This is a genomic window from Pseudomonas sp. PDM16 (assembly GCF_014851865.1).
GTDB lineage: Bacteria > Pseudomonadota > Gammaproteobacteria > Pseudomonadales > Pseudomonadaceae > Aquipseudomonas.
This window is the reverse complement of record NZ_JACVAM010000001.1, coordinates 1273494-1288779: the sequence shown is the minus strand read 5'-3', so window position 1 is coordinate 1288779 and position 15286 is coordinate 1273494. Positions and strand designations below refer to the sequence as shown.

14 protein-coding genes and 1 pseudogene are annotated in these 15286 nt (G+C 58.9%); 9 read left to right on the top strand and 6 right to left on the bottom strand.

What is annotated here, in order from left to right:
* The first annotated feature begins 7 nt into the window (after positions 1–7).
* On the top strand, positions 8–790 hold the full coding sequence (locus tag IB234_RS05980) for a TatD family hydrolase (protein WP_192315320.1): 783 nt from the start codon (positions 8–10) through the stop codon (positions 788–790).
* Positions 791–849: 59 nt separating this feature from the next.
* Here IB234_RS05980 and IB234_RS24345 read toward each other — a convergent pair whose 3' ends face one another.
* The gene (locus IB234_RS24345; protein WP_412547903.1) at positions 850–1554 is read right to left on the bottom strand and encodes a methyl-accepting chemotaxis protein; all 705 of its coding nucleotides are present in this window, start codon (positions 1552–1554) and stop codon (positions 850–852) included.
* Positions 1555–3055: 1501 nt separating this feature from the next.
* Here IB234_RS24345 and IB234_RS05970 point away from each other — a divergent pair.
* Positions 3056–3955 carry an ROK family protein gene (locus IB234_RS05970; protein ID WP_192315309.1) on the top strand — a complete coding sequence of 300 codons (900 nt, stop codon included), beginning with the start codon at positions 3056–3058 and terminating at the stop codon, positions 3953–3955.
* On the opposite strand, the gene ampE is transcribed toward IB234_RS05970, so the two are convergent.
* The 3 genes from ampE to IB234_RS05955 all read right to left on the bottom strand — a co-directional run bounded on the left by ampE (position 3952) and on the right by IB234_RS05955 (position 7772).
* Positions 3952–4773, bottom strand: coding sequence for a regulatory signaling modulator protein AmpE (ampE, locus tag IB234_RS05965; protein WP_192315306.1), 822 nt, complete (start codon positions 4771–4773; stop codon positions 3952–3954). The genes IB234_RS05970 and ampE overlap by 4 nt on opposite strands.
* Complete coding sequence (gene ampD, locus IB234_RS05960; protein ID WP_192315304.1) at positions 4770–5333, bottom strand: 1,6-anhydro-N-acetylmuramyl-L-alanine amidase AmpD; 564 nt, start codon at positions 5331–5333, stop codon at positions 4770–4772. The genes ampE and ampD overlap by 4 nt, the downstream gene beginning before the upstream one ends.
* A 93-nt stretch (positions 5334–5426) precedes the next feature.
* A complete protein-coding gene (locus IB234_RS05955; RefSeq protein ID WP_192315302.1) occupies positions 5427–7772 on the bottom strand; it encodes a DUF1631 domain-containing protein in 2346 nt (781 codons plus the stop codon).
* Positions 7773–8065: 293 nt separating this feature from the next.
* Here IB234_RS05955 and nadC point away from each other — a divergent pair, with 293 nt between their 5' ends.
* The 3 genes from nadC (at position 8066) to IB234_RS05940 (ending at position 11129) form a co-directional block, all read left to right on the top strand.
* Positions 8066–8914 carry a carboxylating nicotinate-nucleotide diphosphorylase gene (gene nadC / locus IB234_RS05950; RefSeq protein WP_192315589.1) on the top strand — a complete coding sequence of 283 codons (849 nt, stop codon included), beginning with the start codon at positions 8066–8068 and terminating at the stop codon, positions 8912–8914.
* A gap of 508 nt (positions 8915–9422) precedes the next feature.
* Positions 9423–10277: a hypothetical protein gene (locus IB234_RS05945; RefSeq protein WP_192315300.1), complete on the top strand. Its 855-nt coding sequence runs from the start codon at positions 9423–9425 to the stop codon at positions 10275–10277.
* Positions 10278–10349: 72 nt separating this feature from the next.
* Positions 10350–11129 (top strand): hypothetical protein, encoded by a 780-nt coding sequence (locus IB234_RS05940; RefSeq protein WP_192315298.1) that lies wholly within the window; start codon positions 10350–10352, stop codon positions 11127–11129.
* Positions 11130–11322: 193 nt separating this feature from the next.
* On the opposite strand, the gene IB234_RS05935 is transcribed toward IB234_RS05940, so the two are convergent.
* Positions 11323–12102 carry a hypothetical protein gene (locus IB234_RS05935; RefSeq protein WP_225580260.1) on the bottom strand — a complete coding sequence of 260 codons (780 nt, stop codon included), beginning with the start codon at positions 12100–12102 and terminating at the stop codon, positions 11323–11325.
* A gap of 357 nt (positions 12103–12459) precedes the next feature.
* Positions 12460–12585 (bottom strand): annotated as a pseudogene (locus tag IB234_RS05930) (IS3 family transposase); the annotation flags it as partial.
* A gap of 215 nt (positions 12586–12800) precedes the next feature.
* Between IB234_RS05930 and IB234_RS05925 the strand changes: the two are divergent.
* The 4 genes from IB234_RS05925 to IB234_RS05910 all read left to right on the top strand — a co-directional run bounded on the left by IB234_RS05925 (position 12801) and on the right by IB234_RS05910 (position 14593).
* On the top strand, positions 12801–13358 hold the full coding sequence (locus tag IB234_RS05925) for a recombinase family protein (RefSeq protein ID WP_041109349.1): 558 nt from the start codon (positions 12801–12803) through the stop codon (positions 13356–13358).
* Positions 13355–13651, top strand: a complete 297-nt coding sequence (locus IB234_RS05920; protein WP_192315296.1) for a hypothetical protein — start codon at positions 13355–13357, stop codon at positions 13649–13651. The genes IB234_RS05925 and IB234_RS05920 overlap by 4 nt, the downstream gene beginning before the upstream one ends.
* A gap of 94 nt (positions 13652–13745) precedes the next feature.
* Positions 13746–14120 carry a hypothetical protein gene (locus IB234_RS05915; protein ID WP_225580258.1) on the top strand — a complete coding sequence of 125 codons (375 nt, stop codon included), beginning with the start codon at positions 13746–13748 and terminating at the stop codon, positions 14118–14120.
* 92 nt (positions 14121–14212) lie between these two features.
* On the top strand, positions 14213–14593 hold the full coding sequence (locus IB234_RS05910) for an antitoxin Xre/MbcA/ParS toxin-binding domain-containing protein (protein ID WP_318651979.1): 381 nt from the start codon (positions 14213–14215) through the stop codon (positions 14591–14593).
* Positions 14594–15286 lie beyond the last annotated feature (693 nt).

The window sequence follows — 15286 nt, the reverse complement described above, 5'->3', positions numbered from 1 at the left end:
CGCCGCCATGCAACTGATCGACACCCACACCCACCTGGACTTTCCCGACTTCGACGCCGACCGCGGCGAGCTGCTAACACGCAGCCGCGCTCTGGGCGTGGAGCGTCTGGTGGTGCTCGGCGTGTACCGCGACAACTGGCAGCGCCTGTGGGACCTGTGCCAGAAGGAAGAGGGTCTGTACGCCGCCTTCGGCCTGCATCCGGTCTATCTCGAGCAGCATCGCCCCGAACACTTGGGCGAACTGCGCGACTGGCTGCAACGCCTGGCCGGCCACCCCAAGCTCTGCGCGGTGGGCGAGTTCGGTCTGGACTACTACGTGGAAAACCTCGACCGCGAGCAGCAGCAAACGCTGTTCGAGGCGCAGTTGAAGCTGGCCGGCGAATGCGAGCTGCCGGTCCTGCTGCATGTGCGCCGCGCCCATGCCGCCACCATCGCCACGCTGAAGCGCCTCAAGCCGGCGCGCGGCGGGGTGATTCACGCCTTCGCCGGCAGCTACGAGGAAGCCCGCGAGTACATCCGCCTGGATTTCAAGCTGGGCCTGGGCGGCGCGCCGACCTGGCCGCAAGCCCTGCGCCTGCGCAAGGTGATCCCGCGCCTACCGCTGGAAGCCATTGTGCTGGAGACCGACGCGCCTGACATGGCGCCAGCCATGTACCCAGGCCTGCGCAACAGCCCTGAGCATCTGCCGGCCATCTGCGCGGCGCTGGCCGAGTTGCGCGGTATTTCGCCCGAGGAGCTGGCCAGCGCCAGCAGCCGCAACGCCGCCGAGCTGTTCGGCTGGCAGCTTTGATCCTGATAGAAACGACGAGGCCCGCCGATTGGCGGGCCTCGTTGCTTGCAGGCTGAGGATCAGACGCGGAAGGCGCTGATCAGCTCCTTCAGACGCGCGACCTGGTCGGACAGTTCGCGGCTGGCCTGCTCGGTCTCGACCGCCCCCTCAGCCGTACGCTCACCGGCCTGGTTGATCTCGACGATGTTCATGTCGATATCATGGGCCACGGCAGTCTGCTGCTCGGCGGCGGCGGCGATCTGCTGGTTCTGGTCGACGATCATGCCGACCGCGCCGAGGATATTCTCCAGCGCCTGCTGCACCTGGGTCGACTGGCTGACAGTGCTCTCCACCATCTGGTGGCTGCCGTTCATGGCGGTCACGGTGGCGCCCACGCCGTTCTGCAGGCGACCGATCATCTGCTCGATCTCCTCGGTGGACTGGTGAGTACGCTTGGCCAGGTTGCGCACCTCGTCGGCGACCACGGCGAAGCCGCGACCCTGCTCGCCGGCACGCGCCGCCTCGATGGCCGCGTTGAGCGCCAGCAGGTTGGTCTGCCCGGCGATGCCCTTGATGACTTCCAGCACCTGACTGATGGCGGCGCTGTCGGCAGCCAGTTGGTTGATGACACTCACCGACTGGTCGATCTCACTGGCCAGACGCTGGATGCGCGCCACCTGGGCCTCCACCAACTCGCGACCACTGACCGTCTCCTGGTTGACGCTCTGCGCACTTCCGACTGCGGCGGCGGCACTGCGTGCCACCTCCAGGGCTGTGGCGGACATCTGGTTCATTGCCGTGGCGACCTGCTCGATCTGACCGCGCTGAGCAGTCACCGCCTGGCTACTGGAACCGGAAACCAACTCCACGCGGTCGGCCTGCCGCTCGACTTCGGTGACGGTCTGACCGACCAACTCGATCAGGTCGCGGATCTTCGCCACGGTACCGTTGAACACCTCGCCCAATTCGCCCAGCTCGTCCTGACTCCTCACATTGACGCTAACGGTCATGTCACCGCCGGCCACCTGGTTGAGGGTCTTGCCGAAGCCTTTCAGGGTTGCACGGGTGGAAACGTAGAAGCCGCCGTAGAGATAGCCGATGGCAATGAAAAGACCGACCAGGGCTACCACCAGCAACACCATCTGGGTGCGCTTCTCGCCCAGACGCTCACTCAGCTCCTGCTCGAGGAAGTCGAGCACGGCGCCGTTCAAAGCGTAGGTCTTGTCGATGGCCGCGCTGGTCTGGTCGAAGAAACCCTGCCAGGGCGTGTCCAGGCTGTCAGCCATGAGCAGTTGCTCTTCGAGCACGGAGCTGATCTCGGTCAGGCTATTGCGGCTGGCCTCGGCGAGCTGGCTCAGATCGCGCTGGGCACGGGCGTTGTCCTCCAGGGCATTCTGGATCTTGAAACCATATTCGGCGTGCAGCTTCTCCAGCTGCAGCAGGAGTTCGTCGAGCTTGGTACTGTCGGAGGAGCCGAGAATACCTTGGCCAAGAGAATAGGAGCCCAGCGCACGACCGGTACTCAGTGCCTTGGTTACCGGCGGAGTGACGGTGGTCATGAGCTCGGCCATCTGCCGTACGGTCAGATCGCTGTCCTGGCTGAGGCCGGACTGGCTGGCAACGAACTTGATGAAGACTTCGGCGTTATCCAGCGCCTTGACCACCAGGCCCGCCTTGCTACGTAACGAGCTCTCGGCCTGAACAGCATCCAGCGCAGTCTTGATGGCATCGCGCTGAACGTTGAATTCCTCGGTCTTCTGCGCGCCCTCGCTGGGGGACTGGATGGCGCCCAGCGTCTCGCTAATGCCAGACTCCAGAGGACCGATCAGCGCCGCCAGCTTGTCCGCCTCACCGGACTGGCCCAGCACAGCATTGATCTCGTAGAGATCGTTGAGACGCTCCAGGTCCTGGCGCATCTTCATGCTCTGCTTGAGCAACGTCAGGCTCTGCAGCTCGGTACGCGTGTCGACGAAGGCGTCGTAGGAGTCGCGCACCAGGAAGTAGTTGGTGACCAGCATGGGCAGGAAGAACAGCACGCTGATCAGGCTGAATTTCATGCCGAAGCTGAGGCGGTTCATCAGCGCGATGGCAGGGTACAACACGCTATTCACTAGACGTCTCCTGTTGCCATTATTGTTGTATGCCAGCCGGGAGCAGGCTGGTCTATTGAACGGCAAGATGTCGGTGTTTCCGGGTAACTAGTGGGAATGGCCATTTGCCAGGCGCAGTCCCCCCACAGCCTGTATACCGGATATCGGCCCCGGCCTTTGTAACTTAAGGTTAAGAATGCGCATACCTTTTCGCTTCGGCATTGATTTGGGTGGGACAAAGACCGAGATCGTTGCGCTCGCGGGCTCCGACGAACGGCTGCGCCGGCGTCTGCCAACGCCCCAGGGTGACTACCAGGCCACTCTGCGGGTCATCGTGCAATTGGTGCAGGATGCCGAACAACAGCTGGGAGGGGCAGGGAGCGTTGGCATCGGTATACCCGGTACGCGCTCGCCCGATCATGGACGAATCAAGAACGCCAACTCCACCTGCCTGATCGACCAGGACCTGCAGGGCGATCTGGAGCGATTGCTAGAACGCCCGGTCCGACTGGCCAACGATGCCGACTGCTTCACCCTGTCGGAAGCCACCGACGGCGCAGGAGCCGGCGCCGCTACCGTGTTTGGGGTGATCCTCGGCACGGGCGTGGGCGGCGGTATCGTCATCCACGGGCGACTACTGAGCGGCCCAAATTCCATCGCGGGCGAATGGGGACACAATGCTCTGCCCTGGCGCACTCCGGCGGACGGACCGACGCGACCCTGCTACTGCGGGCTGGAGGATTGCATCGAAACCTTTCTCAGTGGCCCTGCCTGGGCCGCGCGCAGCAACCTGGGCCTGGACGCGTCACAACTGGCCAGGGCAGCACTGGAGGGGCATCCCGCCGCCAGCTCGGCCGTGCACCGCTACTGCGAGCAGTTGGCGCGAGCACTGGCCTCAGTGATCAACATCATCGACCCGGAAGTCATCGTGCTGGGCGGGGGCCTTTCGAACATGCCGGCGCTGTACCAGGAAGTACCCAACCTGCTGGCTCGCCATGTATTTTCGGACCAGGTCAACACGCGCCTGGTACAAGCCCGGCATGGGGACTCCAGCGGAGTTCGCGGCGCCGCCTGGCTGTGGCCAGGATCGTACTAGAGCAGCAGTATCCACACGGCGAAAGCGGCGTACCAAAGCACGGCGGAGCGAATCAGCAACTGCCACAACTCATCCAGAGACATGACCCCCTGCTCTCCCGCTTGCGGCTCGCCCAACTCGCAGGCGGCCCGGCCAGCGCTGGCGACCAACCGGGCCGCAGGCAGCTCCCAGGCCAACAGATCGTGCAGAACCGCCTGGCTGACAGCGGCAAAATTGCCGACCAAGGCAAAGCTGGCCGCGAGCACTCGCGCCGGCAGCCAGTCCAGTGCATGGCGTAGCTGTGCAGCCCGCTCGGCAACACCAGGCCGCTCCGAGTGCTCGGCCGTCAGCGCGAGAAGTCGATAGGCCAGTGCCGGCAGCGGCCCCAGCAACGCATACCAGAAAATGACGGCGAAGAAGCCCTGATAGGCCTGCCACAGCTCGTAGTCTTGAACTCGCTCAAGCAACTCGGACTCACCATCGGCTGCCACCCCCATATCCCGCTCCGCGACATGCAGAGCCGCCTGATCGTCACCGCGGCGCCAGGCATCTCGAAACGGCCCGAGAGCAGCCAGTACGTCGCCGCGTCCCAGGCTGTAGACCAGGACCAGCAGATGTACCGGAAAGGCCAGCCAGCCGTAGGCCAGAGGCTCGAGAGCCAGCAACACCAGGCCTACCAGCACGACTGGCAGCAACACGACCAGCAACAGGGACCGCCAGGGCGACAGCCCCTCATTGCGAGCCAACCAGCGCAACCAGGGGCCGTCCTGCTGAATACGAGCGCGCCCGGATGAGAGCTTCTCGATCCAGAGCACCAGCAGAAGTACCAGAAAATTCATTCGCCGCTCTCCTTGGATCGCAGGGCTGCGCGAACGCGCTGCCAGTCAAAAAAAGGCCCCGGATCGGTCTTGCGCCCCGGAGCAATATCGCAGTGGCCACAGATACGCTCCACGCTCAAATCGGGGTAGGCGCTCAGTAGCTCCAGAGTCACTTCTACCAGCGCCTGGTACTGAGCCTCGCTGAATGGCAGCTCGTCGGTGCCCTCCAGTTCGATGCCGATCGAGAAGTCGTTGCAATTCTCCCGTCCATCGAAACAGGACACACCCGCATGCCAGGCGCGCTGATTACAGGAGACGAACTGGGTGACGTCACCATCACGCTCGATCAGGAAGTGGGCGGACACGGTAAGCTGCGCGATCCCGGCGAAATAGGGATGCTCATCGACCGGCAAGCGGTTCTGGAAGAACTGCTGCACCTTGCCCGTGCCGAACTGCCCAGGAGGCAGGCTGATATTGTGAATCACCAGCAGGGAAACCTCTCCCAGCGGGCGCTCATTGAAATTCGGCGAGGGGCAGTGACGAACTTCGTCACACCAGCCACTGGCAGGGTCCAGCCGCATCACAGGCTCCTTGAAGACTGGCCCCACTCTAGCAGAAGTGTATGAACGAAAACGCCCGGCTTAGAGCCGGGCGCTTTGTTTACCTGGAGAACCTCAGGCGCCCTTCAGCTTGCGCAGATTGCCAATCACGGACTCCAGCGCTCGGTCGAACAGCAGCGCATCGTCGAGCAGGCGAATGGCTCCGCGGCGAAACTCCACGGCCAGGCCCATGCGGGTCTTCTCCATCACCTTCATGCCAGTGCGGTTGACGAAGATGAACTTGCCCGTGGGTTTGATGATCGCAGCCAGCTTGCCACGCAGCTTGTGCTCCTCGTCCTCGTGAATTTCCACCCAGCTACCGACACGCAGGCCATCGACCTTCTCCAAGGCTTCATCGTCGTCCGGCAGACTGACTTCTGGCTCTTGAACACGGTTCTCTCCAGGTGCCAGCAGGACGATCTCTTCCACCACCTCGACCATCGCCGGAGCATCTGCTTCGGGCTCCGGTTCGAATGGAGGCAGTTCGAGCAGAGGCTCCGCGGTCAGTGCCTCCGAGGCCACATCAGTAACAACTCCGGCCTCGACCTCGGCCTGCGGAGCAGGAGAAACCAGAGGCGCCACGGACTCGCGCTTGAATCTCTGGAAGGCCTGTACATGCACGGCCTCCAGTTGGCTGAAGAATTCACTGGTAACGAATGGATCGATTGCAGCGCTGGCAAGGCCGTCACGCAACGACTTGAGCAGGCTCGGCACCAGCTCGAGCAGACGCAGCCGGTCTTCAGCGGACTCGTGGGGCTCTACACTCCAGATCAAGTCATCCATCACTGCCATGGCCGAATTCCACTCCTGAGATTCGGCGCCATGTTTCAGGCAGGTCAGTTGCAGAACCTTGCTCCACCCTTCCTGCAGAAGACGCACCACTACTTCAGGAAGTGTCTTACCAAACAGCCGCGAGTTAAGTGCCTGCTCAACCTGCTGGCGAGCCAGCTCGGCCTTGGCACGCCCTTCTTCCGCATCGCGCGTGCGCTGTTCGAGCAATTCGCTACGACGCTTCTCATCACCCGTAAATGCCAGGAACTCAGCCAGTACATCGGAGAAGATCGCTGGATCGTCGGTAAAATCATTGAGCAGGCGCTGCACCACCTGCTCGATACGCTGGTATAGCGTGTCGCGCTGCTCATCTCCTTGAGCGCTCCAGCCGAGCGCGGCCGAAGCGATTTCATTGAGCAGCCTCCGAGCCGGATGGCTGCCACGGCTGAAGAAGGCCTTGTCCAGCACCGCGACCTTCAGCATCGGAATCTGTAGACGGCCGATTAGCGCCTTGAGTGAGTCGGGCAGCGTACGGTCATCGAGAATGAAGTCGAACAACATAGCAACCAGGTTGATCACATCCTCATCGACTTCACCGACCACCCTCGCCTTACCGCTACGGGCACTGGCACGAGCCAACAGAGTTTCCAGCTGGTTGCGCAGATCGAAGTCATCCACTACCGAGGCGCCACCAGGGGTAGGCAGGTGCTGCTGGATATGCGAGAGCAGGCGCATCAGATCAGTGCTGGAGATCGGGATCGCATCAGCCGGTATGTCACGACGCGGCAGCAACGAACTGCCCCGGACCTGAGAGAGCAACTCCTGCAGGGCGCCAAATACCTCCTGGACATCCTCGCCGCTGTAGCCACCGTCGACACTCGCAGGAGCAGAGCCTTCGCGGGCGGACCTGGCCGCGGTTGCGGGCTGCCGCCCTGTCTGACGACGTGCCGGTGGAGCAGATTTCAGCTCCGGCAAGACTCCCGCCTCCACCAAGAGCTGGTTGGCGTTGGCATACAACTCGTCGAGTTCGCCCAGAACATGCTTCTCGAAAAGCTTGAGAATGATCAGCTTGACGCGAATCTCAACACCGAGCCCTTCGCAAGCACCGAGAAACTGCTCACACAGCGCCCGCGGCCCTAGAGGATTGGTCTTGTCCTCCAGTTTCTTGCTGATGACGGCGTTCAGGCGAGTAGTCAGATGCCCCAAAGCCAGTGCGTCACGGTGCATGACGCGGGAGACCATGGCGTCCAGCGCCACGTTTTCCTCCAGAGTATCGTTATGAACCAGGCTCAATGAATCGGACGAGAGCGCCTCAAGCGCCGGAGTCCGGCCGATCTCATACTGATTAAGAGTGGCGAAGGTTTCGAAGACACGTTGCAGAAAGCCACGCTCGATCGTCTTGCGCTTAAGACGCAGGTCCCGCATAGCTTCGAAAAACGCATTCTGTTCAGCGTTGCTGGTGGCCCTGTCAGCCATCTCGAACAGCGTGTCGTCCGCATTATCGAACAGCCCTTGCATCGCCTGCTTCAGTTGCTGGGCCGCTTTGTCACGTAAGGAAATGAGGGCCACGGGAAGCCTTCCTGCCGGAGGAGTCTGCGAGTGTTCGGAAACGACCTTGCTCAGGTGCACCACTTTCGCGTCGGTCTTCATTGCACATCTCCCACAGGCTATCCAATCTCGATAAGGCCTGCACACAATCGGCTGAACGCCAGCACGTCAAAAGGGCGGCGTCAAAGTTAATGCTTAATCCAGTATAGGGGCGAGCGCAGCATGACCAAATACCCCTTGTGGAAGACATGACCCAGATCACAGAGCGCGCAAGTGCGGTTACGAACGGTCACGCCGCCGGCTGGACGGACACCTATCGGACAGCCCAACGGCGCTTTCTCTCCACCGTGTTGATCGCCTTCCCTATAATCGCGCCACTAATAAAGGAGGCCATCATGCCCAACCTCACCCTCGCCGAACTTGGCGCCGAAATCGAAGCCAACGTGCGGGGTGCTTTGCGCGAAGACATCGGCAGCGGCGACATCACCGCACAGCTGATCCCGGCAGAGCGCCTGGCCCGAGCCACGGTGATCACTCGAGACACTGCCATCATATGTGGCACGGCCTGGGTAGAGTCGGTTTTTCGTCAACTGGACGCCCGAGTGGCAGTTCACTGGCAGGTGGGCGACGGCGACAGGGTGCTCCCCAATCAACCTCTATTTCATCTCGAAGGTCCGGCACGCGCTTTGCTCAGTGGAGAGCGTAGTGCATTGAACTTCTTGCAGACCCTCTCCGCCGTGGCCACCCGTTGCCAGTACTTTGCAGACCAGGTGGCCGACACCGGAGTAAAACTGCTCGATACGCGCAAGACCCTGCCCGGGCTGCGCCTAGCGCAGAAATACGCCGTCACTTGCGGGGGATGCCACAACCACCGCATCGGTCTCTATGACGCCTTCCTGATCAAAGAGAACCACATTGCAGCCTGCGGTGGAGTTGCTCAAGCCATCAGCGCCGCACGCCAGATAGCCCCAGGCAAACCGGTGGAGATAGAAGTTGAAAGCCTGGCAGAACTGGAGCAAGCGCTCTCGGCCGGCGCAAACATAGTCATGCTCGACGAGCTGAGCCTGGACGACATGCGAACGGCCGTAGCCATCACAGCAGGTCGAGCCAAGCTGGAGGCCTCCGGCGGAGTCAGCGAAGCCACTCTGCGCAACATTGCCGAAACAGGTGTTGACTATATATCCATCGGCAGCCTGACGAAGGACATCAAGGCTGTAGATCTGTCGATGCGACTGAGCCTGTAGTAGCCACCCAGTAAATGAAAAGCCCCGAACATGCGGGGCTTTTCATTTATGGTGCGGAGACAGGAATCGAACCCGCTCGCTCAAGGTCATCTTATTAGGGGAATTCTTAGGTTTAAGTCTTGAGATAGGTACTCATTAAGGCACTCAACCCCTAAGACGATAAAAGGAGATCCATCAGGGGTTGCAGAACCGCTGGTACACCTCTAGAATCTCGCCTCCCACCTACTAAGGCGGGATTTCATATGCACGTTGACCTGAGCTCGGATCAGTGCCTATGATGAAAGCGGCCCCCTCGGATGAGGTGGCAACTGAGAGATCCGTCGGATCAAGTGAATCCGCAACGCATCTTGAGGGCTTTAGCAGCGCCAGTGTGCTATCAGACATTCGTTTTGGTTCTGTTTGTTAGACGACGTGGCTAAAGTTAGGGAACCAGAAGCACTTTAAGCGAATACCCGCCACTCATGTGGCGGGTTATTTATTTTATGGCTTCTGCTTCAAGGAGAGATTCATGACTGAGCTCAGCTTGGTTGAGCAATTCGTCCTACGCCTGCTTACCGACCAATCGCCAGAGCTAGGCGCCCGTCTAAAGCAAAAACTCAATAAGCTTCTTATCAGCGAAGGACATAATCGCTTCGACGAGACCGCCTTCGGCTACAAAAAATTCGGTGAATACCTCACTCGCGCACTGGCTGAGAAGGTGACTGTCGAGCATCCCGCATCATCGGGGGATATCCTGGTCCGCCTTAAAGCCCAATCCCAGTACTCGCAAGCACCGGTTAAGTCACAGCACCGTGCAATCCGCAGCGACGTCTGGCAGGCCTTTACCAGCACGAATCCAGAACGCAAGCACTTCTATGACCCAGCCTCCCAAGAAGTGGTTAGCTATCTTGAAAGCGACCAAGGCGAGCCTGCAGGGCGCATAACCAATTCACTGTTAGAAATCACCCCAATTGGCGGAGATCAACAACAAAATTGGATGCATGCCTTCCTAGAGCAACTTAGGCTCAACGACGATACCAAAACACCGCTAGAGGCAATAGCTGCGCAGACGTACACCAGCGGAGTGAATGCAGCATTTACTCGAGCCCTCGGGGAACACAGCAACTCTTGGAGACATTACCGTACCAATCACATCATTGCTCGTGTGCGCTCCTGGGCCGACTCGCATAGTGTGTCAATGGACAATCTATGCGCACCGCAATCAGTATCAGCTAGCCCGCCGCCACTACAAACAGCGCGCGCCCCGGAAGCCCTCAATCGCCATAAAGCGATCAAGTTGCTTGAGCTCATGGATGACGAGGACATAGCTCGCATCGTTATTCCAACCCTTCTCAGCTCACTGCTACTGAAATCACGCCTCTGAGTGAGATAACAAGTGACTGGCGTCTGTGTTGTAGGCCTCCCTGTAGAGCTTCGCGCGAAGACCGAAGCCGCCATGCGGCAAAACGACGTGCGCCTAACAAGCATTCCAGCAGGACTCGGAAAAAAAGGTACGTTCCAGCTTCAGCCAGATCCATCTCATGCGGTCTTCAAGCTAAACAGCTTTTGGAATAGCTGTGTCGACGGACTGGAAAACGCCTGCGTAATCGTTTTGCCTTACGCGCCGCTACCCGACGACTTGGTCACCGAGCTAGACACCTTTGTCGAACTGGGTGGGCATGTTGAATATCCCCAAGCCGGTACAGATGGATGGCCAGAGCTTCAGAAGCGGCAGAAGCCTGACACCGCCTTCCTTAACACGCTCCACAGAAAGCTCTGCGAAGCATTGCTGGACAATGACTCCACCCTCCCATCTGAATATTTCCGCACGCTCAGCGCAGACTGCGACACCTTCATCATTACCGAGGGCGCCCTAGATCTTTGCGACATGGTTGCGCCGCATAGATACCCCTTCCTCAAGAATGCTGCGGACGCCTTACTTGAGCTGGTAAGCATCGGAACGGAGGGTCGAGTCGATGACTTCTTCCGACAGCGTGGTATCACTCATGCACAAACAGGTGGAATAACCACAACTCTAGAAGTCACGTGCCCCGGGGAGATAATCCGTTGCACGCCCTCAAACGTTCATCTGAAGCAAGGGGACCATACAACCCCGCAGGCAGCTGTTCGCATCTACTATCAAGACTTTCTTTACTGCGGGAGAAATTACATAGCCGTCGTCTACGCAGGCCCACACCCAAGTGCCGACATAAATCGGCGTCACACTCTGATATAGCCCGCGTAGAGAAGCTACAGATTTCCTCGGAGTTAGAGGTCACGGATTCCCAGCCATTTCGCGCGCGCATTTGCGATCACCGAGCTCCCTCTTGGGATCGGGGCTTTGGCCCACCGCAGGGCAAGGTTAGCGCCAAACGAAAAGGCATCGACCAGCCCCCTCAATCCAGGCTGCACGTTGCCTGAGCTTTAACTCAGCTCAGCACCATTCGCCTACCAAGGCCCGGCTGACACCACTCTTTCCACGCAGCCCTCAGGGCTGCCCTCTCCTCAGCATGCTCACAGAAACCCTCAGCAAGCTGAAAGAGGTTTTCCACCTGCTTTTCTCGGTCATCGGGAGACATCGATTGCCGAACCCTCACAGCACTTACGATGCGAAGAATTTCAGACTCCATACTTTGATCCAGCTCCCCCGGAGCGACCGTGAAGGCTGCATGGCCCGTTTGGCTCGCTCCAGCAGGAAGCACTCGAAGAATGACTCGATGTAGCGCCTTATCCCCGGTCACGACTACGGGTTCGCCAACAAACTTGTAGCCGTTCTGTAGCAGCATTGGGATGACGTACCACAATGAGAGATCGCCAGCTCGGTTTCGCAAGTAGGGGATACTGATCCGGTCAGTTTCGTCCTTTTTGCCAGATTGAAACGCTAGGAACGAATCCAGGAAGGAATACGCAGGCTTGCTATCACCCGCAAGCCTCAATGACTGCCGCGCCTTTAGCAGTAGTGCGAGTGCTATAAGCATTATGCTGCCAGAGAACCTGGGAATTTCTTCCAGCACAAGCTCACTCAAGCGCGCGAGCGCCTCCTCGGGTCGGATTTTTTCCCGGGTCAGAGACTTCATGATGGCCACATAGGGGAAAAGCAAGCTAGCTTGAGCTCGCAGCTGGGCTTCGTTCCTCCTGAGGAGCTCAGCCTGCTTTTCGGCAAACCCCTTCCTAAACCGCATTCCCGCCTCGATCAGCGGAGCAGTCATCGAGGCTATTCGAGATGCGGCCTGATCTTGGAACGCAGGATTGGATAGCCATTGCTCCATGAGCGCAGGAAGCGGATTTAGAATTGCTCGCTCTCGCACCTCCCTTGGCAGTTGGGTCACCCAATTCGACTTCGTCAGAGCATTGGTATCCAGAAATAACTCATACGGCCCATCACCTCGCGCAATATTTACGAAAGGCCAAACAAGAGCCACACCACTGGCTGTTGTTAGGTACCGGTCTTGATAGGGATGTGCATATAGCTGATGCCCCATAACATCCTCAATGAAGTGAACAACGCGTCGAGTTCTTAGGGAAATTGAATCGCCCCGGGTTTCGTGGAGGTCGCTTCGCTTAAGTCAGGCCGTCATGGCCTGAGCTGTTTGTTTCAGGTGGAAGTTTGCCTCAGCCTCCGCATGCGGGACATACCCGATTGAGCTCAGCAGGCGTTGATGGTTATACCACTGCACCCAGTTCAAGGTTGAATCGCCCCCTTTGTAGAGGCGTCCGAGCTGCTGCTTTTGGCCGATAGCATTCCTTGAATTCGGTCAAAGGTGGGAACCCCAAGTCCTCAAAACGGTTGTTTTACGGACACGTACAGCTACCTCTCTCGGCGCCCAATAGTCAGCGCTTACGATTGATTTAAACTCGTCTTTAAATCAAAATACGTAAACCTTCCATGCTGACGAGAATTCGGACAATGAAGATTGGGTACGCGCGAGTATCACGGGATGATCAGCAGCTCGATCTTCAGCATGACGCGCTGACCGCTGCCGGTTGCGAGCGGATCTTCAGCGACAAGATGAGTGGTGCCAAAGCATCGCGCCCCGGTCTTGATGAAGCGCTGGCATTTGCCAGGCCGGGCGATGTTTTGGTTGTCTGGCGGCTTGACCGCCTGGGCCGCTCGATGTCCGAGTTGCTGCGCCTCACTGCCAACCTCGAATCCACTGGCGTGGGCCTGGAAAGCCTGAAGGAACAGATCGACACCACCAGCGCTGCCGGCCGCCTGGTTTTCCATGTTTTCGCTGCGATGGCGGAGTTCGAGAGAAACCTGATTCGAGAACGCACATTTGCCGGCCTCGAAGCGGCACGTGCCAGGGGGCGGCAAGGCGGGCGGCCTGGTGTGCCGCCAGAAACGATTGCTGCGATACAAGCCCTGGCAGGTGATCAGAATCGTACGCCCGACGAGATATGCAAGGCACTGAAGATCAGCCGAAGCACCCTCTACAAGTATCGCCAACAGGCCAGCAAAGCGTGATCGAAACCGAACTGGAGGTGCTCTATCTTGGCGCGCTGCTGCTCTTGGTTGACTGCATTTGTTGCCTCATCGCTGCGTTTCGCAGAACCCCTGTGCTTGGGGCAATTGCCGGGGGCGGCACTGCCGGCGCGCTCGCCCTCGTTCTGCTCACCAGGATGATTCCTTTTCCTTTGGCGGCGATCGCCAGCCTCATCATCGGTGGCGTGATTGCCTGGATGAAAGCAACGTCTCTCGTCCCCAGTGATAAGACTGTTCACGGGGGCTTGGGGGGCGACCAAAACACCGAGCTGTGAGCGAATAGCAACGCTTTAGCCTTTCACCGAAAGCTCCGATAGTGAGGGACTCATGCGAAACCGAGAGCGCACCTATAGCGGATGCCCTGTGCTGATGGCGACACAGATTGGGCCCTATCTGGATCAAGGGGCCGTCCCGAGCTTCGCGGAATATCTGGAGGTGCCGCCTGGCAAGGTCGTACGCAAGCGCGGATTCTGGCTGAGGCCTGGTTATCGAGTACATCACACGGCGATGCTGTTCTTGATCAGCACCGATGTGTACGCGATGAACGTCGACGACTTCTACGAGCGGCGGGATCAGATCCATTGCTACTTCAGCCACAAGGCTGGCACAGCCTATATCGGCAGGGTCGAGCATCCGGGTGAGTCTCAGCAGCTACTGCACCCGCTACTGCCCGATTTGCACGAGCCTCTTGATATCCAGCTCAACGAGCTGGCTTACGTAGGACGCGTGATTTCTGCCATCTGAGGTGCTCCATGCTTTTAGGAATCCAGGCGGAGGATTACCGCCAACGCAGGGCGAGGCTGCTAGGCCTACCAGAGCACGCAACTGATGTAGACGTGCATTCGCACATCATCAACGGCATCCCTGTAGCTCACTTGGCAACGCTGCTCAGGAACGGTGACATCAATGCCCATGCGTGTGAGCAAGTCACGCCAGCCCTTGGGCAAAAGCAACGCCCAATAGACAGAATTACGGTTCCGGACGCTTCACCAGATAATCGACTGTCTGCAGATGAGAGCGACCGACTCTTTCGCGTCGTGCATACGACCGTGGTGGCCGAGATCCTTTTTGGCTCTCGTGATAAGGCGCAGCGCTGGCTCTCGAAGCCCCAAGACAGGTTCTCCGGCAACTCGCCAATTCAGATGCTGAAATCTACGGCAGGGGCCTGGCTCGTCGAGGAACTGCTGACACAGCTGGCCGAGGGTTTCGTTTTGTAGTCAGTGCGGCCGGCCGTGGATCGATGGATGACACACCAAGACGCGGATTTCGCTTCACTGCCGACAACACAAACTCTACAGCCGGGATCGACACGTAAACCCGATCTCATTCCTACGCTGAGCGGCCATTTTCAGGTCTCGGTGTATCACCCTATTTGTCTACCCGTAATAGTCTCGCACTGATTTTTGAGCGTGCAGCGTGTGATACAGGGACCGCGTGCAACGTGTGATACACCAACAGCGTTCAGCCTGTGATACAGCGGCATTTATGCCGCCTAAACACGGCAATTCGGCCAGCCTCGAAGACATTTATCGACAGAGCAGCCCTGGTAAGCGAAGAGCCGCGCTCAGGCGCGAGCAAGACAGCTGCTGGCAGCCGAATTGATGGCAATCATTGGCAATGAAAGCCAATCATTGCCAATGATTGCCATCTAATTACTTCCTGAAGATCCACAATTGCGCCATAACCTGCCAATCATTGCCATTAAATGGCAATGATTGGCAGGTTATCTCCGTAACACTATGAAATCCCGCCGTGCATTACCTCATTCTTGAAGCGACTGCTGATCCCCGAGTTCGACGGAGTACCACCTAGCTATCGATGGCGACGCTAAGGGGTGGGCGAGTACAGGCCGCGAGAGACTGATTCACACAGCGCGTGACAGTAGGCTTGCGGACACAGATGTCATGGGT